Origin of the sequence: Thauera sp. WB-2, from assembly GCF_027594845.1 — a bacterium.
Lineage (GTDB): Bacteria > Pseudomonadota > Gammaproteobacteria > Burkholderiales > Rhodocyclaceae > Thauera > Thauera mechernichensis.
Genome location: NZ_CP088935.1, coordinates 47,610 through 67,564, shown reverse-complemented (window position 1 = coordinate 67,564; position 19,955 = coordinate 47,610). Strand labels below are relative to the sequence as shown.

Sequence of the window (19,955 nt, the reverse complement as noted above, 5' to 3'; positions counted from 1 at the left end):
CCCAACGAACGAAGAACCCGTCACGCAGTTCGTCTGCCGAGCTTTCCGTGCGGGCGGATTGAGGACGATCAGACCCTTTTCCGTCCGAGGCGCAACGCGTTGCCGACCACGGACGCCGAGCTGAAGCTCATCGCCAGGGCGGCGATCAGGGGCGACAACAACAGGCCGAACGCTGGATAGAGCACCCCGGCTGCGATCGGCACACCCGCTGCGTTGTACAGGAAGGCGAATACGAGGTTCTGGTGCATGTTGCGCACGGTGGCGACGGAGATGCGGCGTGCGGTGGCGATGCCCCGGAGATCACCCTTGACCAAAGTCAGATGGGCACTGTTCATCGCGACGTCGGTCCCGGTGCCCATCGCGATACCCACATTCGCGCGCGCGAGCGCCGGCGCGTCGTTGATGCCATCGCCGGCCATGGCGACGATGCGCCCCTCGGCCTGCAGTTTGCCGACGAGCTCATTCTTGTCGGCGGGCTTCACTTCGCCATAGACCTCGTCGATGCCCAGGCGGGCGCCGACCGCGCGCGCCGTCGTGAGACCATCGCCCGTGGCCATGATGATCCGGAGCCCGCTTGCCCGCAGCGCATCGAGCGCTTCGGGGGTCGAGGCCTTGATCGGATCGGCAACGGCGATGAGGCCGACGAGCACGCCGTCTGCGGCGAGGTACATCACGCTTGCGCCCTCGAGGCGCAGAGCCTCGGCGCGCTCCGCGAGCCCGCGCCAATCGATGCGCTCATCGTCCATCAGGGCGGTATTCCCCAGAACCACACGTTGGCCATCGACGGTGCCGCGCACGCCGATGCCGGAAGAGGATTCGAAGGTGTCCGGTGTGCTGAGCGCGAGACCGCGCTCGCGAGCCTCGCTCACGATGGCCTGGGCGAGTGGGTGCTCGCTACCCTGATCGAGGCTGGCTGCGATGCGAAGCACGTCGGCCTCCGTCCCGCCCGGCGCCGCCACCACACTATGGAAGGCGGGGCGTCCTTCGGTCAGGGTGCCGGTCTTGTCGACGATCAGGGTGTCGACCTTGCGCAGCGACTCGATCGCCGCCGCATCGCGAAACAGCACGCCCTGGGTGGCGGCCTTGCCGGTCGCCACCATCACCGACATCGGCGTGGCTAGGCCCAGTGCGCAGGGGCAGGCGATGATCAGCACCGCCACCGCGTTGATGAGGCCATAGGCCCAGCTCGGCTGGGGTCCGAAGAGCCCCCACACCACGAACGTGGTGAGGGCGATGAGCACGACGACGATGACGAACCAGCCCGCGACGACATCGGCCAGGCGTTGCATCGGCGCGCGCGAACGCTGGGCCTGCGCGACCATCTGCACGATCTGCGACAACATGGTCTGCGCCCCGATCTTCTCCGCGACCATGACCAGGGCGCCGCTGGTGTTGAGCGTGGCGCCGATCACCTTGTCGCCGGGGCGCTTGGTCACCGGGATCGGTTCACCCGTCAGCATTGACTCGTCGACCGCGCTTTCGCCTTCGGCAACGGCGCCATCGACCGGCACCTTTTCACCCGGACGAATGCGCAACCGGTCGCCGGGGTGGACGTGCGTCAACGGGATGTCCTCTTCGGTGCCATCCGCGCGAATACGCCGCGCGGTCTTGGGCGCGAGGCCGAGCAGCGCCTTGATCGCGGCGCCGGTCTCCGAGCGCGCCTTCAGCTCCAGCACCTGGCCGAGCAGCGTCAGCGAGATGATCACCGCTGCTGCCTCGAAATACACCGCCACGTGTTCGCCCATGCGGAAAGAGGCCGGAAACACTTCGGGCGCAACCGTAGCGACGACGCTATATAGATAGGCCGCCCCAACTCCCAGTCCAATCAGCGTCCACATGTTCGGGCTGCGGTTGCCGATCGACTGCGCGCAGCGCACGAAGAACGGCCAACCGGACCAGAGCACGACCGGTGTCGCCAGGGCCAGCTCGACCCAGGGGCGCGCCGCACCCAGCATCGGATCGAAGACGCCACCGGACATGGCGATCGCGGTGACGATCACCGTCAGCGGCAGCGTCCACCAGAAGCGGCGGCGCAAGTCGGCGAGCTCGGGATTGTCCTCCTCGTCGAGGCCCGGCATCACCGGCTCGAGCGTCATGCCGCATTTCGGGCAGGTACCGGGCCCAATCTGGCGGATCTCCGGATGCATCGGGCAGGTGTACTCCGTGCCGGGCACCGGTGCGGGCTCCGTTGACGGCTGACTTGTCTCCGGTGCCAGATACCGCGCCGGATCGGTCTCGAACTTGCCTTGGCACTTCGCACTGCAGAACCGGTATTCGTGTCCGGCGTGAATGACCCGATACGGAGAGTCGGGCTTGACGGTCATGCCGCAGACCGGATCGGTATCCTGGCCTGGTGATGCATGATCGTGGCGATGAATGTGGCCAGAATGGCCGCCCTGCGAATGCTCGTGGGTCATGATGCCTCTCCCCGGCGATTGTTGTTATCGAATGCCGACCTTGCGCTGTTCCCCCCGGATGAATGCCGTGACATGAGCGACCTCGTCCGGCGTCAGGCCGGGAACAGGTGCCATGTCGCCGAACTGCCAGTGGTGGGCGCGCACACCGTTCGCCACCGCCAGCTGAAAGGCGATATCGGCGTGATGACTGGGTTCGTAGACCTTATGGAGCATGGGCGGCCCCTTGTCCGAGCCCTTGAGGTCGGTCCCATGGCAAGCGGCACAGTGCTGTGCGTAGAGTCCCTTTCCCTGCCCCGGATTGGGCATCAGCCCCGGAGAGGGCTGCGGGATCGTCCAGCCTTGCGCCGCTGCGCTCGAAATCAAGACGCCCGAAAGCGCCGCAATGACGACGCCACGGCCTAGGCACGCCTCTGTCATCGGCATCTCAGCGCTTCTCCGAGTCGGTGTCGTTACTGTGGTGCCCGCCGTGATGTCCGCCATGGCCAAACAAGTGCATCAGGGGACACAGCAACAGGATCAGATACACCCAGTTGCCCGACACATGCGCCCAGTGTTCGCGCAGCAGGAAGAACAGTGCGATCGCCGCCAGCATCAGGCCAGCGATGACGCCGGGGGAGCGATACCAGGCGACAGATCGAGGGTGTCCAGGATCATGAGCAGGCTTCGTGTTCATGGCTTCATACCTTGCGGGTCGGCGAACGGTGAACGGCTGCGGGCGGCTTCGAGCAGCACGGCGAGAGCGGGGCATCCCGGTGGGCCCGCTCGTTCTCGCGACACCAGTTCTTGAAGGATTGCCAGAGGGATTTGATCCAGGTAAGCATCGCAATGCTCCTCGTCACGTTCAGCGGCAGCCTCGGGAACGGGGCCTTGGAAACAGGCTACGCCCCCGATGCTGTCGCGCCGCTGACCGGTGCATTACAAATTCGACACCGTGACCAGCGCCTGCGCGGGTGCTGTCTTGGCGCTGCGGCGCAACTCCCACTGCTTGACCAGCGCATACAGCGCCGGAATCACCGCCAGCGTCAGCACCGTCGAGGACACCATGCCGCCCACCATCGGTGCAGCGATGCGGCTCATGACTTCGCTCCCGGTGCCGGTGCTCCACATGATCGGCAGCAGGCCGGCCATGATCGTCACCACCGTCATCATCTTCGGTCGCACGCGTCCGGCCGCACCCTCCATGATCGCCTGGTAGAGATCGGCGACGCCGGCCTCGCGGCCTTCGGCCCGCCTGCGGTCGCAGACCTCCTTCCACGCCTGATCGAGGTAGATCAGCATGATCACTCCGGTCTCGGCCGCCACCCCGGCGAGCGCAATGAAGCCCACCGCCACCGCCACGCTCATCTGGTAGTCGAGCCACCACATCAGCCACACCCCGCCCACCAATGCGAAGGGCACCGACAGCATAACGATCAGCGTCTCGGCAAGCCGCCGGAAGTTCAGGTACAGCAGCACGAAGATCAGCGCCAGGGTGAGCGGCACGACGACCTTCATCTTCTCCTTGGCGCGCTCCATGTTCTCGAACTGGCCGCTCCAGGTGGCGTAGTAGCCGGGCGGGAAAGCGACCTCCTCCACCACCGCCTGCTGCGCGCGCTTGACGAAGGCACCGAGGTCAGTCTCGCGGGTGTCCACATACACATAGGCCGCCAGCAGCGCGTTCTCGGTACGGATACCGGGTGCGCCGCGCGTCAGCTTCACCTCAGCCACCTGGCCGAGCGGGATCGGGCCGTTCATGGTCGGCACATAGACGTCGGACGCGAGCCGCGCCGGATCGTCGCGCAGGCCGCGTGCGTAACGCACCGACACGCCGTAGCGCTCCAGGCCCTCGACCGTCGTGGTCACCATCTCGCCGCCGAGCGCGGTGGCGATCACGTCCTGCAGCATGTCGATGGTGAGGCCGTAGCGCGCGAGCTGCTCGCGGCGCGGCACGATGTCGACGTAGTAGCCGCCGGCCACACGCTCGGCATAGGCGCTGCTCGCGCCCGGCACCCTGCGCACGGCGGCTTCCACCGCCTGGGCCACCTTCTCCAGCGTCTCCAGATCGTTACCGAAGACCTTGACCCCCACCGGCGTGCGGATGCCGGTGCTGAGCATGTCGATGCGGGCCTTGATCGGCATCGTCCACGAGTTGGCCAGGCCGGGAAACTTGAGCGCGGCGTCCATCTCGGCGATGAGCTTGTCGGTGGTCATGCCGGGGCGCCACTGGTCCTGCGGCTTGAGATTGATGACAGTCTCGAACATCTCCAGCGGCGCCGGGTCGGTAGCGGTGTTGGCGCGGCCGGCCTTGCCGTAGACCGACTCCACCTCGGGGAAGGTCTTGATGATGCGGTTGGTGGTGGCGAGCAGGCGCCCAGCTTCGGTCACCGACATGCCGGGAAGCGCCGCCGGCATGTAGAACAGCGTGCCTTCGTTGAGCGTCGGCATGAACTCCGAGCCGATCTGGCGCGCCGGCACCAGGGTCACCGCCATCGCAGCCAGCGCCAGCAGCAGCGTGATGAACTTGAAGCGCAGCACCGCGCGGATGACCGGCCGGTACAGCCAGGTGAGCACGCGATTCACCGGATTCCTGTTCTCGGGCAGGATGCGTCCGCGCACGAAGAGCAGCATCAGCACCGGCACCAGGGTGACCGACAGCAGCGCGGCCCCGGCCATGGCGAAGGTCTTGGTGTAGGCCAACGGCGCGAACAGCCGGCCCTCCTGCCCCTCGAGGGCGAACACCGGCAGGAAGGACACGGTGATGATCAGCAGGGAGAAGAACAGCGCCGGGCCGACCTCCTTGCACGCTTTCAGGATGACCTCGGCGCGCTGCGCCTGCGAGGCCTGCGCCGGCAGGTGTTCCAACCGCTTGTGCGCGTTCTCGATCATCACGATGCCGGCGTCCACCATCGCGCCGATCGCGATTGCGATGCCGCCCAGGCTCATGATGTTCGAGCCCAGCCCGAGGCTGCGCATGGCAATGAAGGCGATCAGGATGCCCAGCGGCAACGTGATGATCGCCACCAGCGCGCTGCGCACATGCAGCAGGAAGACCACGCACACGACGGCGACGATCAGACTCTCCTCGAAGAGCGTCCACTTGAGGTTGCCGATCGCGCGCTCGATGAGCTCGGAGCGGTCATAGACCGGCACGATCTCGGCGCCCGCCGGCAGCCCGGGCGTGATCTCGGCGATCTTGGCCTTGACGTTGGCGATCACGTCGAGCGCGTTCTGGCCGAAGCGCGCCATGACGATGCCGGAGGCGACCTCGCCCTCGCCGTTCAACTCGGCGATGCCGCGCCGCTCGGCCGGCACCAGTTCGACGCGGGCGACGTCGCCCACCCGCACCGGCGTGCCGCGCTCGGCCTTCAACACGATGTCGGAGATGTCATCCACGCTGCGCAGGTAGCCGCGCCCGCGCACCATGTACTCCTTCTCGGCGAGTTCCAGCACGCGGCCGCCGACGTCGCGGTTGGAGGCGCGGATGGCTTGCGTGACCTGGTCGAGCGTGATGCCGTAGCCGGCCAGGCGCAGCGGATCGACGGTGACCTGGTACTCGCGCACGAAGCCACCGATGCTGGCGACTTCCGACACGCCCTGCGCCTTGGTGAGCTGGTAGCGCACGTACCAGTCCTGCAGGCTGCGCGTTTCGGCCAGGCTCATGTCCTTGCCGAGCACGGCATATTGGTAGACCCAGCCCACGCCGGTCGCGTCCGGCCCGATCTGCGGCGCCACGCCCTGCGGCAGGCGGCCGGCGGCCGAACTCAGGTACTCGAGCACGCGCGAGCGCGCCCAGTAGATGTCGGTGCCGTCCTCGAAGATCACATACACGTAGGACGCGCCGAACATCGAGAAGCCGCGCACCACCTTCGCGCGCGGCACCGCCAGCATGGAGGTGGTGAGCGGATAGGTGACCTGATCCTCGACCACCTGCGGCGCCTGGCCGGGGTAATCGGTGTAGACGATCACCTGCACGTCGGACAGGTCGGGCAGCGCGTCGAGCGGCGTGTGCTTGACCGCGTAGAGGCCACCGCCAATCAGGAACAGCGTGGCCAGCAGGACGAGGAAGACGTTGCGTGCCGACCAGTCGATGACGCGGTCGAGCAGGCCGGGTGCTGCCGGTCTGGCTGCCGCGTCGGTTGGCACGACGTTCGAAGAGTCTGTCACAGGGGCATGCATCTCAGTGCCCCCCGTGACCGCCGGCGCTCGGTGCAGGCGCAGTGCCTGCAACCGGCTCGATGCCTGTGATGATGTACTCGCCTGGCTCACCCGCCTCGAAGACGAACCGCACCGGCGAGCCTGGGGCGATGCTCTTCACCAGCGCCGGATCGGCAATCTTGAAGTCCATGGTCATCGCCGGCCACTGGAGGGCCGGGATCTCGCCATGAGTCATCGTCACGCTGCCGCCTTCGGCGTCGAGCGCATCGAACGTCCCTTGCGCTTCGTAACGGGTCGGGCTCGCTTGAGCCTGATCGCGGGCATCGGGCTCAACCAGGTTGGAGAGTGCCGCCTTGAGCTGGCTCTCCGAGTCGATCAGGAAGTTGGCCGAAACCACCACGCGATCACCCGCAGTCACGCCGTCGAGCACCTCGACCACATCCCGGCCGCGCTGGCCGAGCTTCACTGGCTGCGGCTTGAAGCGGCCTTCGCCGAGCGCAATCAGCACGACCCGCCGTTCGCCATCGTCGATGATCGCCGAGGTCGGCACGGCGACCCTCGGGGTGGCATCACCTGCCGCCAGCGCGATCTGGGCGAACATGCCTGGGCGCAACAGGCCCTCCGGATTGTCCAGTTCCAGACGCACGCGGGTGCTGCGCGTCGCGGCGTCCAACGTCGGATAGAGATAATCGACTCGCGCCGCGAAGCTGCGACCGGGATAGGCCTCGAGCGCCACCTGCGCGCTCTGACCGACCTGCACGCGAGCGAGATCCTGTTCATACACATCAGCAATGATCCACACCTTCGACAGGTCGGCGATGCGGAACAGTGCGTCTCCCGGCATAAAGCGTCCGCCTTCGATGGCCTCCTTCTCCAGCACCACGCCGCTCGCCGGGGCGTGGAAGACCTGGCGCGCACCGGCCTGGCCGGCCACCTGCAGGTTGCGCAGGCGCGCACGCGTCGCCTCCGCCAGGCGGCGGGCGGATTCGCTTGCGATCGGATCCTGCGCCGCGCTCTGGCTGGCCAGACGCTCGGCAATGCGCAACTCCTCGCCAGTGGATTGCAGCTCTGGACTGTAGGCGGTGAACAGCGGCTGGCCCTTCCTCACCGGGTCGCCGACCGCATTCACATGCAGGCGCTCGATCCAGCCCTCGAAGCGCGGCGCCACCACCACCTGCCTGCGCTCGTCGAACTCGATACGGCCGCTCGCGCGCACCGCCGCATCCACGGTGCGCAGCTCAACCTCTGCGGTCTTCACCCCCAGGGTCTGGATGCGCGCAGGGCTGACCACCACCGCGCCGCTGTCGTCGGGCTGGTCGTCGGCGTAGACGGGGATGTAGTCCATGCCCATCGAATCCTTCTTCGGCACGGGCGAGGTGTCGGGCAGGCCCATCGGGTTGCGGTAGTAGAGGATCTTGCGTTCGCCGTCGGCCGGGGCTGCGCTATCGCTTTGCGCCTGGCTTTCGGTGATCAGCGGAACTGGATTTCCAGCATTTTGCAGGTGCGCAATCCAGTACCCCGCACCTATGGCAATCGCCACGCCCACAGCGATCGCCGTCATTCGAACGGCTGAGCTCACTTCAGATCCCCTGTCAGTTTCTTGATTTCTGTCAGCGCCAGGCGCGTGTCGAGCTCGGCCTTCAAGCGTTGAGTCCGGATGTCGATGAGCTGGCGCTCGGCTTCGATCACGCTGTCGAAGTCGACCTTGCCGCTGCTGAGCGCGGCCTGACTTGCATCCCGGGTGGCCTGGGCCTGCGGCAGCAACGTATGTTCGAGCAGGCGCAAGGTCTCGCGGCCTTGCGCATACATCGACCAGGCAATACCGAGCTCGCCGGTCGCGCGCGCGCGGGCGTCCTCCCGCCGCGCCTCGGCCGCCATCAGCATGTACTCGGCTTCGCGCTCCCTGGCGCGACGGCTGGACTGCTGCAGCGGGATCATCACCTCGAACATCACGTCCCACGACGCCTTGCCTTCATCCGGGCGGTTGTTGCGCACGCCAACGGCGAAGTCCGGCAAGCGGTCCTGATACGTTCGTTCGCGCTCGGCACGTGCCACGTCGATGCCGTAGGCGGCGGCATTCACGTCCGGGTTGGCACTGGCCGCCGACTCAAAAAGGGCGCCCGCCTCCAGCTGCTCGGGCAAGGGGGCTGGATCTGCGGGTGTGGCGAGCGGCGCATCATGCGCCCGGCCGAGCAGGCCGTTGAGCCCCGCTGCCAGCCCCTTGCGCCGCTGTTCGACCTCCACGAGCGCGAGGCGCTGGGCAGTGATTTCGCGCTGCATGCGCAGCACCGCCTGCTGCGGCAGCAGACCCAACTCGTAACGGGCCAGGCTGAGTTCCTCCAGGCTTTTCAGCAAGGTCAAGCCCTCGCGGTTGAGGACGAGTTCGCGGTCGGCGGCGTAGTAGCGCAACCACAGCGTCTCGATCTTTGCCGCGAGCTCAGCCCAGGAGGTATCGCGCATCGCATCAGCCTGGGTCGCCTGGGCTTCGGCGGCCTTCACCGCCAGCTCGCGCTTGCCCCACCCGGGTAGCGGCTGGGTGATGCGGTAGCGGGTCTCGCCCACCTGGCCGGGCAGCAACGACGCCGAGCGCCCGCTCATGGTGTTGGTGGCGTCCATCAGCTCGACCTCGAACGTCGGGTCGGGCAGCGCACCGGCGGGCGTCACGCGCTCCTGCGCTGCGGACGCTTCCGCGCGGGCAGCGGCAAAGCCGGGGTTGCTGTGGCGCGCATATTCAATCAGCGCCTGGGGGCTCGAGCCGAGCGTTGGAGTGTCGGGCGAACCCTGTGTCCAGGCACTGCCACTTCCCAGCGTGAGCGCGACCACCAGTGCAAGCGCTGCAGGACGTAGCAGGTGAGATGAGGGTACTGCGAACGGGGATTTCATCGAGAAACGATTCCGGCAGGCGGTCAAGTGCATGCGCAGGCCCTTCGCCACCCGCCTCGTCGTTCAGCCACTCAGTGGGGCATCCCCACGGCTGGCCGGTCAGAGTGGAACGCGACGCACCTGCGGGATAGGCGTCACTGGGCGGGCTCGAGAGACGTCACGGTCAGCGCACCGCCGACCTTCTCGACCGCGAACCGGATCTTGTCGCCCGCCTTGACCTGATCAAGCATGCCCGGCTCGGCCGCGCGGAACACCATGGTCATCGCCGGCATGCCGAGCGACTCCAGGGGGCCATGGGCAATGGTCAGCTTGCCAGCCGACTTGTCGATCTTCTTGACCGTGCCCTCGGCCAGCTTGGCGTTGGCTTCGGCCGGGGCACTCGCCCCGCCGTGATGTGCATCGTGATCGGCCTGTGCGAACGCAAGCGGGGCGCCGCCGCCGAGCACGGCCAGGAGCGCAGTGGTGATGAGGGTCTTTTTCATGATGGGCTTCTCCAAGGGTTCAAATTCTGTGTGAGTTCGAGAGTGAGCACGATTATGCGAAGCGCTCACCAACGGGACGCTGACGCACGGATTACATTTCTGTCAGCCGACCTTGATCGTGCCGATCATGCCGGCCTGGAAGTGGCCGGGAATCAGGCAGGCGAACTGGAAGTCCCCCGCACGGTTGAAGTGCCAGATCATTTCTCCGCGCCCACCTGGCGCGACATGCGACATCCACGGTTCGTCATGTTCCATCTCCGGGAAGCGCTGCATCATCTCCGCGTGCTCGGCAAGCGTCTTGGGCGTACCGACCACCATCTCGTGCATCACCGCGCCTCGATTTTCGTGGGTGAATCGGATCGTCTCGCCCAGACGCACCTCGATGCGGTCCGGAACGAAGCGCATCTCATCGGTCATCACGATGGCGATCGCGCGCGAGACGGCTTTCGCGTCCCCCGCAATCCCCCATTGCTGCTGCTCCTTGGGGGTATCGGACGCTGCTTTGTCGGCATGTTCGGCATTGCCATGGGCGAACGTGCTGCGGTGAACGGCAAGCACACCGGCGGCAAGGCTGGTGGCCAGAAATCGACGACGACTTTTCATGGGAATCTCCTTCTCTGTGGGTTGAATCTTGTTGGTGTTGTCGTGGGGGCTGATTACGAGGCGATCGACTTCAATGCCCCTGATGGCCGGCAGGCTTGCGAACCGTCATCTCGACCGATCGCGCAGGCTCGGTGCGCGGCATGCTCGAGGGTCCGGCTGCAGCACTGCGCGCCGGTTCGGGTAGCGCCGCGCCCGCCCACTCGTAGGCCACCGTCCCCTTCGGGTGCTTGAACCAGCCCGGGTCGCGGTAGTCGCCCCGCTGCTGCTCGCGGCGCACCTTGAGCACGGTGAACATGCCGCCCATCTCGACGGCGCCGAACGGCCCCTGCCCGGTCATCATCGGCAGGGTGTTGTCGGGCAGGGGCATCTCCATCTCGCCCATGTCGGCCATGCCGCGCTCGCCCATCAGCATGTAATCGGGCACCAGCTTCTGGATGCCCTCGACCAGGCCGCGATGGTCGACGCCGATCATGGTCGGCACGTCGTGGCCCATCGCATTCATGGTGTGGTGCGACTTGTGACAGTGCATCGCCCAGTCGCCCTCCTCGTCGGCGATGAACTCGATCTGGCGCATCTGGCCGACGGCGACGTCGGTGGTGACCTCGGGCCAGCGCGACTCCGGCCGCGTCGGCCCGCCGTCGGTGCCGGTAACCTCGAACTCGTGGCCGTGGATGTGGATCGGGTGGTTGGTCATGGTCAGGTTGCCGATGCGCACCCGCACCCGGTCGCCCTTCCTGACATTGAGCGAGTCGATGCCCGGAAAGGCGCGGCTGTTCCAGGTCCACAGGTTGAAGTCGAGCATCGTGTTGATCTTGGGCACGTAGCTGCCGGGCTCGATGTCGTAGGCGTTGAGCAGGAAGCAGAAGTCGCGGTCCACGCCCGCGATGTGCGGGTGCGGCGCGCGCGGATGCGTGACCCACATGCCCATCATGCCCATCGCCATCTGCACCATCTCGTCGGCGTGCGGGTGGTACATGAAGGTGCCGGGGCGGCGGGCGACGAACTCATAGACGAAGGTCTTGCCCGGCGGGATCTGCGGCTGGTTGAGGCCGCCGACCCCGTCCATGCCGTTGGGCAGGCGCTGGCCGTGCCAGTGGATGGTGGTGTGCTCGGGCAGGCGGTTGGTGACGAAGATGCGCACGCGGTCGCCCTCGACGACCTCGATCGTCGGCCCGGGCGACTGGCCGTTGTAGCCCCACAGCCGCGCCACCATGCCGGGGGCGATCTCGCGCTCGACCGGCTCGGCGACGAGGTGGAACTCCTTCACGCCGTTGCGCATGCGCCAGGGGGCGGTCCAGCCGTTCAAGGTGACGACCGGGTCGTAGGGGCGTCCGTCTGGTGGCGACAGTGGGGCCGCCGTTACGGCGCTGGTCTGGATCACGGGCTCGGGCAGCGCCGCGAGCGCGGCGCGGTTGACGGTTCCGGCAGCGGCCAGCAGGCCTGCCCCGGCGAGAAAGCTGCGTCGGGTGGTCATGATCGTCTCCGGATAGGTCAGTGGCCACCACCGGCTTGCGCCGGTGATGCGCTTGATTGAAGGCTGAGCGGCGCGATCGGCTGGCCGAGCAGGCTGGCCTTGAGCCCAGCCTCGGCGCGCCAGAAGTCGCGTTCGGCCTCGATCGCCTGCACCACGCTCGCCGACTGCGCGCGCGCGGCGGCAAGCAGCTCGAACACGCCGATCAGCATCCCGTTGTACTGGAGCACCGACTCTTCGGTGATGTTCTGACGCAGCGGGACCACCTCGTTGCGGTAGTGGCGCGCGAGATCGTATGCACTGCGATAGCCCTCGTAGGCTACCCGGACCTGGGAGCTGGCGTTACTGGCAAGCTCGAGCGTGCGATTGAAGGCCGCGAGATAGCGGGCCTCGCCGCCGGCGCGCGCCGCGTCGCCGAGGTCGAACAGCGGCAAGGGCAGCTCGAGCTCGAAGCCGCGCTGGGTCGATTCGCCGGTCTCGCTGTTGCGCACGCCGGCCACATGCAGGCCATTGACGACGCTGGTGACCCGCGTGAGGCCCAGGCTCTTCGCCGTCCGGTCGAGATCGGTGCGGGCGATGCGCACGTCGAGCCGGTTCTCCAGCAACGCCGCACCGGCGGTGGCTTCGTCCATCGGCGCCTCGGGCAAGGCCGGCAACTGATCGGGCAGACGCAGCGCCTGCGCCTGGCTCGGAGTGAGGCCCAGACGCTGGATCAGGGTTTCGCGTGCGGCGGTGGCGTTCTGGCGGGCGCGGATCAGGTTGGCCGTTTCCTCGGCGGCGAGCGCCTGTTCGCGCGCGCGCTGCAGGCGGCTGAAGTTGCCGGTGGCCTGCATCCGACGGGCGAGCTCGGCAGCGGTCCCGGCGGCCGTGGCCACCTCCTCGCGGTAGCGCGCGACCTGTCGCGCCGCGACCGCATCGACCCAGGCCTGGCGCACTTCAGTGACGGTGCTCAACAGCGCAATCGAGGACTGCAGCCGGGTCTGCTGCTGGCGGAACTCGGCCTGCTCCAGCCGCGCGGGCAGAAACAGCAGGTCGAACAGCGAGATGCCGAGCGAACGGCCGATGTCGAGTTCGCGCCCCTCGGCGCCCGAGCGAAACAACCGCTCGAAGGTGAACACCGGATTGCCGATGCGGGCCGAACCGGTCGCATCCGCCGAGGCCACGGCGGCTTCCGCCAGCAGGGACTGGAACGCCGGGCTGTAGCCCAGCGCGATGCGCACCGCGTCGTCGATCGCCAGCGGCTGTGCGAGCAGGCGATCGACCTCGGCGCGCATCGCCTCGCGCTCAGGGTCCGAGCGCAGCCAGCGCACCTCGCTACCCGTCTGCTCGCGCGCAAAGCGCTCGACCTCAGCGAAGTTCTCATCGATCGCAACGCTGGCGCACCCGGTCAGCACGGTGGCGGCCAGCAAGGATATGGGGAGACTGGCTCTCATCGCTCGCCCCCTTTCGAAGTCGGCGTGAGGTGGCCCATGTGCCCGCCGAGACGTCCAGCCTCGTCGTTGGCATCCTTCCACGACCGCAAGGGCTCATCGACACGGTAGGGCCGATATTCGTTCAGGGGCGAGCGATAGACCGGAAGGGGCTGAGGCTTGGGTTGCTCACTCGCTGGGGCAGTCTGGGTCGCGCCGAGCGCGGGGTCAGCGGGGCTTGATGGCGAGGAGGACTCGGCCTGCGCGCCCGACACGAGCGCCACGGCGACGGCCAATCCTCCACCGAGGTGGATGATTCGTCTCTGCATGGGGAATGTCTCTTTGTTGGTCTTGTGTTGAACCGGACGCAGAGCGACCGACGAACTCGCCGCTCCGCGTCTCAATGCTCAGTTGGGCATCGCCGGCTTGGCGGCCGGGTGCATCTTCATCATGTTCTGCATCATGCCCATGTGCTCTTGCATCATCTTCATGTGCTCCTGCATGAGCTTGGGATCCATCATCATGCCGCCCATGGGTCCAGCCCCGGGTCCAGGGCCACTACCCTTCATCATCGGACCAGCCCCCATCTGCCCCCCCATCATCGGGCAACCAGCGGGGGTGCCCTGCGATGCAGCCTCCAGGGCCTTGACCTGCTCTTCCATCAGGGCCATGCGACGTTCCGGGTTGGTCTCGGCACGGATCGACTTCATACGTTCCTGAAGCGCGGGGACACTCGCTGCGGGCGGCCAGGCCTGCGCCGGATCGGTCGTCTGAGCGACGACCGGGCTGCCATGCAGGGCTGCAGCCAGAGCGACGACGGGCATGAGCCCGGCGAGACGGTACAAACGCAGTTTCATGATCGATCTCCCATTGTTTGCGGGGTTCCGTCGCGGTACGGAACGCTGTGCCACGCAGAGCATCTTGCGCCCGCCTGCCTGTCGTTGGCCTGACCTGGAAATTACATTTCTGTAAGCCCGGGGGTTATCCAGCACCCCGGGCGCAAAATCGGGCACAGTCAGCACGAAGCGCGTAGGAGCGAAACAATGAAAATTCTGATCGTCGAAGACGAAGTGAAGACCGGCGACTACCTCCGCCAGGGGCTCACCGAAGCCGGGTTCGTCGTCGACCTTGCAAGAGATGGCCTCGATGGGCTCCACCTCGCACTCAATGGCGATTACGACCTCATCGTGCTGGATGTGATGCTTCCGTCGCTGGACGGCTGGGGCATCCTGCAAACACTGCGTCGCAGCAGTCGTGAGACCCCCGTGTTGTTCCTGACTGCCCGTGACCAAGTTGAGGATCGGGTCCGTGGTCTTGAGCTCGGCGCCGACGATTACCTGGTCAAGCCCTTCGCGTTTTCCGAGTTTCTCGCGCGGGTCCGCACCCTGCTGCGCAGGGGACGGGGTCATGAACCGGAGATCCTGCGCTCGGCAAACCTGGAACTCGATCTGCTTCGCCGCAGGGTGACGCGATGCGGGCAGCGTATCGATCTGACCGCCAAGGAGTTTGCCCTGCTGGAACTGCTGCTGCGCCGCAAAGGTGAAGTGTTGCCGCGCTCCCTGATCGCTTCGCAGGTGTGGGATATGAACTTCGACAGTGACACCAACGTGATCGAGGTCGCAGTGCGCAGGCTACGGGTGAAAGTCGACGACCCCTTCGAGCCCAAGCTGATCCGCACCGTGCGCGGCATGGGCTACGTGCTCGAAGCGATGGAGCCGAGCTAACGATGATCCGTATTCACTCGCTGACGGCGCGATTGGCAACGCTCTTTGCGGCCCTCACCGCAAGCCTGCTGGTGCTGGTAGCGGTACTGTTTGGCCGCATGCTGGACGCGCATTTCCAGGAGCTAGACCTGCACGAATTGCAGGGCAAGGCCGCACTCATACGCAACGCGCTGCAGGATGACACTGCGACTGGGGGGCGATCGGAACGCATCCAGGCACTCGCTCGCTCTTTCGTTGGACACGAGAGTGTGGGTGTCCTGCTTCGCGACGTCGAGGGACGCGTCATCCACGTTATCCACCCCGAGCACTTCACCGCTGCCCAGCGGGCTGGAGAACGACTTTCGGGCGGGCTGACTGACTGGACGGTCGACGGGCATCCACATCGAGGGGTTGAGGTCAGCATCACGCTACCGCCCCTCGAATCGAGGGACCAGTCGATCGAGGCGCTGGTCGCACTCGATCTGTCGCATCACGTCCATTTCCTCGCGTCGGTGCGAAATGCGACGTGGGCGGGCGTCGTCGTCGCAGCATTGGCGGCGGCGCTCTTCGGCTGGTTTGCTGCGCACCGTGGCCTCGCCCCGCTGCGCCAGGTCACCGAAACCGCCCGCAAGCTGTCTGCACGGCAACTGGCCGAGCGTCTCGCCATCGATGATGCACCGCTGGAGGTACGCGACCACATCGAAGCCTTCAATGGCATGCTCGCCCGGCTCGAGGCTGCTTTCCAGCGCCTCGGTGACTATTCGGCGGACATTGCCCACGAACTGCGTACGCCGATCTCGAACCTGATGACGCAGACCCAGGTGGCGCTGTCGCGGCCACGCACGAATGACGAATATCAGGACATCCTGGCGTCGAACCTCGAGGAATACGAGCGCATCGCACGCATGGTCAGCGACATGTTGTTTCTCGCCAAGGCCGAGGAGAACACCCTCGCGCATGCCGGCGAACCTGTCGACCTTGCCCTCGAGGCGGATGCGCTGATCGATTTCTACGAAGCCTTGGCCGAAGAGGGCCAAGTCCGCATCGTGCGCCAAGGCCAGGCGAGCGTTCAGGGTGATCGCCTGATGCTGCGGCGCGCCTTGTCGAACCTGATTTCGAATGCGCTTCGTCACACACCGAAAGAGGGACAGATCACGATCAGGATCGACGCGGACGCAGCCGGCGTAGGTCTCGCCGTGTGCAATGTCGGCGACCCCATCCCCGCCGATCAGATCGAGCGGATCTTCGAACGCTTCCATCGCGGTAGCGCCCAGCGCGAATCTCGCGGTGAAGGCGCAGGGCTCGGACTTGCGATCACGCGTTCCATCGTCCAGGCCCACGGGGGTCACATCACTGCGCGCTCCGCTGAAGGTGTCACCTGCTTCACGATCACCTTGCCTCGCAATGAAGCCTCATCACCTTCCTGATCCTGCAAAGTCGACCGGGGTCCCGGCTGTCTGACGGAAATGTAATTTTGAGGTCAGCTTCCCGTTGGGCTCAAAGTGCCAAACTATGCCTCGACGCCATCAACCGGAAGACGAACATGAAGACGAAAACTTTGCTCGGCGGGCTCGTGGCAAGCCTGATGATCGTGAGCGGCGCAGCGTTTGCGCAGGGGCCCGTACGCGTTGAGGTCTACAAGAGCGCTTACTGCGGGTGCTGCGGGAAATGGGTCGAGCACCTGAGAAAGAACGGCTTCGATGTCGTGACGAAAGACGTCGATGATGTCCCCGCAGCCCGCAAGGCACTGGGCATGCCGGACCAATACGGCTCGTGTCACACGGCCAAGGTAGGTTCCTATTCCGTCGAGGGGCACGTCCCTGCGGACGACATCCGACGGCTTCTCGCCGAGTCCCCAAAGGCAATCGGACTGGCTACGCCAGGCATGCCGCAGGGGTCGCCCGGCATGGAGACCTCGACCCCGCAACCCTATGAGACGCTTCTGGTCGGGCTTGACGGAAGCGCGAGGGTTTTTGCCCGACACTGACGGCAGAGCTGGTGAGTATCGACTTTATGAGCGCAGTGCCGGCCGATTTACGAACCACGCTGGCCTCAGCTCGCTCTAGGGCTGGTTTCGGATCTCACCGGTCGCTCGAATGACGACTCTGCTACTACCATGTGTGGCAGCAAATGGCCGGACTGAGACTTCCAGTTCACACCTGCGCGGGAGCGCGGCAAGCCGACTGCGGCTGTCTCGACCCGACCCCGTGCTGCCGTTCATTCAACCGAACGACCAATGACAAGTAACAGCATCAAGCCGCCGCCTGCTACGCAACGCTTACGAATAGCTAGCTGGCACGGCGGTAGCACAATTTGAATGTCGATGATGTAGGTCCGGGTAGTGCGGGCGCCCGGGGACTATCACCTTTTGGCGACTGGTTTGCCGCTGGCGCTGCGCTGCCCGAATTGTAGGCCGCCTGCATCTCCTGCCACCTGCTGGCAGTGGAGGGGTAAGGTTAAGAAGTGGCTGACCCGCGAGGCGGATTGAAGCTCATGGCATGCGGTTGCAAACACCCTACTTGGGCTGAAACGCGATGATGCTCATGCCCGCCAGCGTCACCACTACACCGGCGACGTCCCAGGCGGAGGGGCGGATTCCGTCCACCGTCCACAGCCATAGGATGGCGACGCTGATGTACATCCCGCCGTATGCGGCATAGACGCGGCCGGAGGCCGCCTCATGCAGCGTGAGTAACCACGCGAAGGCCGCCAGGCTCACCGCCGCAGGCAGAAGTAGCCAAACCGAGCCCCCCTTCTTGAGCCACAGCCAGGGCAGATAGCAGCCGACGATCTCGGCCATCGCTGTGACGAAGTAAAGTAGCAATGTCCTCACGCGGCTCCTCCGGCAGGGCTTTCCCGAAGCCCGGCGTGGTGATAGATCTCGATCGTTGAGTGGACGATCTCCTCGTGCACCGCCAAGCGGCTCCTCACAGCGTCGGGGGTGCGTGCGCGGTCATGCGTCACCACCGCGATGGCCAGCACCGAGGTGGCCGCGTCGGCGATCACGTGAAGGTAGGCGGATTTGAGCTTGAGGCCGTGATGATCGTGACCGTGTCCGTGTGAGTGGCCGTGATGGTGAGCCTTGCCCGGGATCAGCGCACAAACGACGGTGACGGCCAAGCCCAGGATGGCGACCGCGATGGCCTCCTTGTACTGGATGGGTTGCGGCGACACGATGCGTTCGATCGAACCGATGACCATCATCACTGCCACGCCGAGCAGGAAGATGGCGCTGGCGAAGCCTCCGAGGATCTCGATTTTCCAGGTGCCGAAAGCGAAGCGCGGATCGTTCGCGCAGCGGCATAGGCCAGCGCGGCAGACACGCCGATCGCGAAGGTATGCGGGCTCATATGCCAGCCGTCGGCCAGCAGCGCCATTGAGTTGAACCACCAGCCTGCGGTGATCTCGACAACCATCGCAACGGCAGTGATCCACATCACCACCGAGGTACTGCTTTTGGCAAGCGCATTGCCGCCATCGAAGACGTGATCATGGGTCCAGGTGGACGGGTTCTCGGTGGGCACGGCAAGGCTCACTTGAGGTAGCTGCGCAGGACGCCTATCAGATCCTCGGCACCCTTGTGCGTCGGCATCGTCGGTCATTGCGGAGTCTCCGAGGTGGGTGCTGACAGACACTTATTAACCCGGCCCTTAAATATATTCACTGCGCAGCATACGCAGCGGCCGGGTGCTGGAAGTAGGACCGGACACGCTCGGGGAGCGAGGCGATGCGGTCCATGATGGCGTGAGCCTTCTTCAAGAGCTGCGAATCATCGCGGCTGGGCGGCTCCAGGCGCAGCGCGGTCTTGAAGTCGTGATTCAGGTATTCGTCCGGATTGGACTCGGGCGCATAGGGTGGCAAGTAGAACAGCTCGATCTGCGCGGCACGCGGCTCGACCCAGGCCCGGACGAGCTTGGCGTGATGCACCCGCAGGTTGTCGACGATCAGGAACACCTTGCTCGCCGCACTGGTGATCAGTCGCTCGAGAAACTCGATGAAACGTTCGGCGTTGATCGTGCCCTCGACGATCTGGAAGGCGATCTCGCCCCGATTGGTGATGGCCGAGATCATCGACAGCTTGGCCCAGCGGGCCGATGCCTCGAGCACGGGCGTGCGGCCGGCCGGCGCAAAGCCTCGAATCCAGTTCGTGTCCTCCTTGACCGCCGTTTCATCGGCCCAGTAGATGACCGCGCCTTCGGCCTTGGCGCGCGCGGCAATGGCCGGGTAGCGCTCGCGCAGCCAAGCCTGGACCAGATCGTTGCGCTGCTCCATCGCCTTCTTGACCGGGCGCTGGGCGGTGTAGCCCCAGCGCTTCAGATACTTGCCCACGAGGCGATCGGACAACTGCAGTCCAAATTGCTGCTCCACCAAGGCCTGGATCGCCCGCCGAGTCCACAGGGCGAAAGGCAAGCTCAGCTGTTCGGGCACCGCAGCCACGATGCGCTGCCGTACCCAAACCTCCTGCGCCATCGTCAGCTTCCGGCAGGCCCCATAGGGACGGCCTCGCGTCTTCTCGACCAACGCCCCGGCACCGTCCCTGCGCGCCTTCCTCAGCCACGCCTGCACCGTGCGCACATGGACGCCGGCGATCTTCGCCAGCTCCACGCCGTTCATTCCAGACTGCGTATTCAGGCGCAGCACCATCTTGCGCAGCGTCTCGCGCCCTTCAGGACCCAGCTTGCGTGCATCGATCTTTTCCATGCACACATTATAGAGAAAACAGCCTATTTAAGGGCCGGGTTAATAGAACACGTCAGCCATCGGCGCCGCGCACGAAGGCGATCTGGTGCAAGTTCGTGGTGTCGAGCGCACTCTACCTGGCCACGTATCCATGTGACCCCAGCACTCTCGAT

17 protein-coding genes and 1 pseudogene are annotated in these 19,955 nt (G+C 65.7%); 3 read left to right on the top strand and 15 right to left on the bottom strand.

Annotated features, from left to right (window positions below):
• Window positions 1-68: 68 nt before the first annotated feature.
• From LQF09_RS00260 to LQF09_RS00205, 12 genes are all read right to left on the bottom strand, one after another.
• Window positions 69-2,417: a heavy metal translocating P-type ATPase gene (locus LQF09_RS00260; protein ID WP_270068842.1), complete on the bottom strand. Its 2,349-nt coding sequence runs from the start codon at window positions 2,415-2,417 to the stop codon at window positions 69-71.
• A 24-nt stretch (window positions 2,418-2,441) separates the two neighbouring features.
• Window positions 2,442-2,840, bottom strand: a complete 399-nt coding sequence (locus LQF09_RS00255) for a c-type cytochrome (RefSeq protein WP_002943401.1) — start codon at window positions 2,838-2,840, stop codon at window positions 2,442-2,444.
• A gap of 1 nt (window position 2,841) precedes the next feature.
• Window positions 2,842-3,090, bottom strand: coding sequence for a DUF2933 domain-containing protein (locus tag LQF09_RS00250; RefSeq protein ID WP_141020262.1), 249 nt, complete (start codon window positions 3,088-3,090; stop codon window positions 2,842-2,844).
• Window positions 3,091-3,332: 242 nt separating this feature from the next.
• Entirely contained in the window at window positions 3,333-6,572 is a 3,240-nt protein-coding gene (locus LQF09_RS00245) for an efflux RND transporter permease subunit (protein WP_270068841.1), read from the bottom strand.
• Between the two features lies 1 nt (window position 6,573).
• A complete protein-coding gene (locus LQF09_RS00240; RefSeq protein ID WP_270068840.1) occupies window positions 6,574-8,112 on the bottom strand; it encodes an efflux RND transporter periplasmic adaptor subunit in 1,539 nt (512 codons plus the stop codon).
• Between the two features lie 14 nt (window positions 8,113-8,126).
• A complete protein-coding gene (locus LQF09_RS00235) occupies window positions 8,127-9,434 on the bottom strand; it encodes a TolC family protein (RefSeq protein WP_270068839.1) in 1,308 nt (435 codons plus the stop codon).
• Window positions 9,435-9,568: 134 nt separating this feature from the next.
• Window positions 9,569-9,916: a copper-binding protein gene (locus LQF09_RS00230; protein WP_247726269.1), complete on the bottom strand. Its 348-nt coding sequence runs from the start codon at window positions 9,914-9,916 to the stop codon at window positions 9,569-9,571.
• Window positions 9,917-10,018: 102 nt separating this feature from the next.
• On the bottom strand, window positions 10,019-10,519 hold the full coding sequence (locus LQF09_RS00225) for a cupredoxin domain-containing protein (RefSeq protein ID WP_002943419.1): 501 nt from the start codon (window positions 10,517-10,519) through the stop codon (window positions 10,019-10,021).
• Window positions 10,520-10,589: 70 nt separating this feature from the next.
• Entirely contained in the window at window positions 10,590-11,993 is a 1,404-nt protein-coding gene (locus tag LQF09_RS00220; RefSeq protein ID WP_075146732.1) for a multicopper oxidase family protein, read from the bottom strand.
• A gap of 17 nt (window positions 11,994-12,010) precedes the next feature.
• On the bottom strand, window positions 12,011-13,423 hold the full coding sequence (locus LQF09_RS00215; protein ID WP_075146731.1) for a TolC family protein: 1,413 nt from the start codon (window positions 13,421-13,423) through the stop codon (window positions 12,011-12,013).
• Window positions 13,420-13,728, bottom strand: coding sequence for a hydrolase (locus LQF09_RS00210; RefSeq protein WP_108080557.1), 309 nt, complete (start codon window positions 13,726-13,728; stop codon window positions 13,420-13,422). The genes LQF09_RS00215 and LQF09_RS00210 overlap by 4 nt, the downstream gene beginning before the upstream one ends.
• Before the next feature lie 78 nt (window positions 13,729-13,806).
• Window positions 13,807-14,256, bottom strand: coding sequence for a hypothetical protein (locus LQF09_RS00205; RefSeq protein WP_002943433.1), 450 nt, complete (start codon window positions 14,254-14,256; stop codon window positions 13,807-13,809).
• A 186-nt stretch (window positions 14,257-14,442) separates the two neighbouring features.
• Between LQF09_RS00205 and LQF09_RS00200 the strand changes: the two genes are divergently transcribed.
• From LQF09_RS00200 to LQF09_RS00190, 3 genes are all read left to right on the top strand, one after another.
• Window positions 14,443-15,123, top strand: a complete 681-nt coding sequence (locus LQF09_RS00200) for a heavy metal response regulator transcription factor (RefSeq protein WP_141020261.1) — start codon at window positions 14,443-14,445, stop codon at window positions 15,121-15,123.
• A 2-nt stretch (window positions 15,124-15,125) separates the two neighbouring features.
• Window positions 15,126-16,529 carry a heavy metal sensor histidine kinase gene (locus tag LQF09_RS00195; protein WP_043742053.1) on the top strand — a complete coding sequence of 468 codons (1,404 nt, stop codon included), beginning with the start codon at window positions 15,126-15,128 and terminating at the stop codon, window positions 16,527-16,529.
• A gap of 116 nt (window positions 16,530-16,645) precedes the next feature.
• Complete coding sequence (locus tag LQF09_RS00190; RefSeq protein WP_002943438.1) at window positions 16,646-17,089, top strand: DUF411 domain-containing protein; 444 nt, start codon at window positions 16,646-16,648, stop codon at window positions 17,087-17,089.
• Between the two features lie 528 nt (window positions 17,090-17,617).
• Here LQF09_RS00190 and LQF09_RS00185 read toward each other — a convergent pair.
• The 3 genes and pseudogenes from LQF09_RS00185 to LQF09_RS00170 all read right to left on the bottom strand — a co-directional run bounded on the left by LQF09_RS00185 (window position 17,618) and on the right by LQF09_RS00170 (window position 19,803).
• A complete protein-coding gene (locus LQF09_RS00185; protein WP_222948386.1) occupies window positions 17,618-17,902 on the bottom strand; it encodes a YnfA family protein in 285 nt (94 codons plus the stop codon).
• Between the two features lie 29 nt (window positions 17,903-17,931).
• Window positions 17,932-18,518 (bottom strand): annotated as a pseudogene (locus LQF09_RS00180) (cation diffusion facilitator family transporter).
• 244 nt (window positions 18,519-18,762) lie between these two features.
• Window positions 18,763-19,803 (bottom strand): IS630 family transposase, encoded by a 1,041-nt coding sequence (locus LQF09_RS00170; protein WP_011882900.1) that lies wholly within the window; start codon window positions 19,801-19,803, stop codon window positions 18,763-18,765.
• Window positions 19,804-19,955 lie beyond the last annotated feature (152 nt).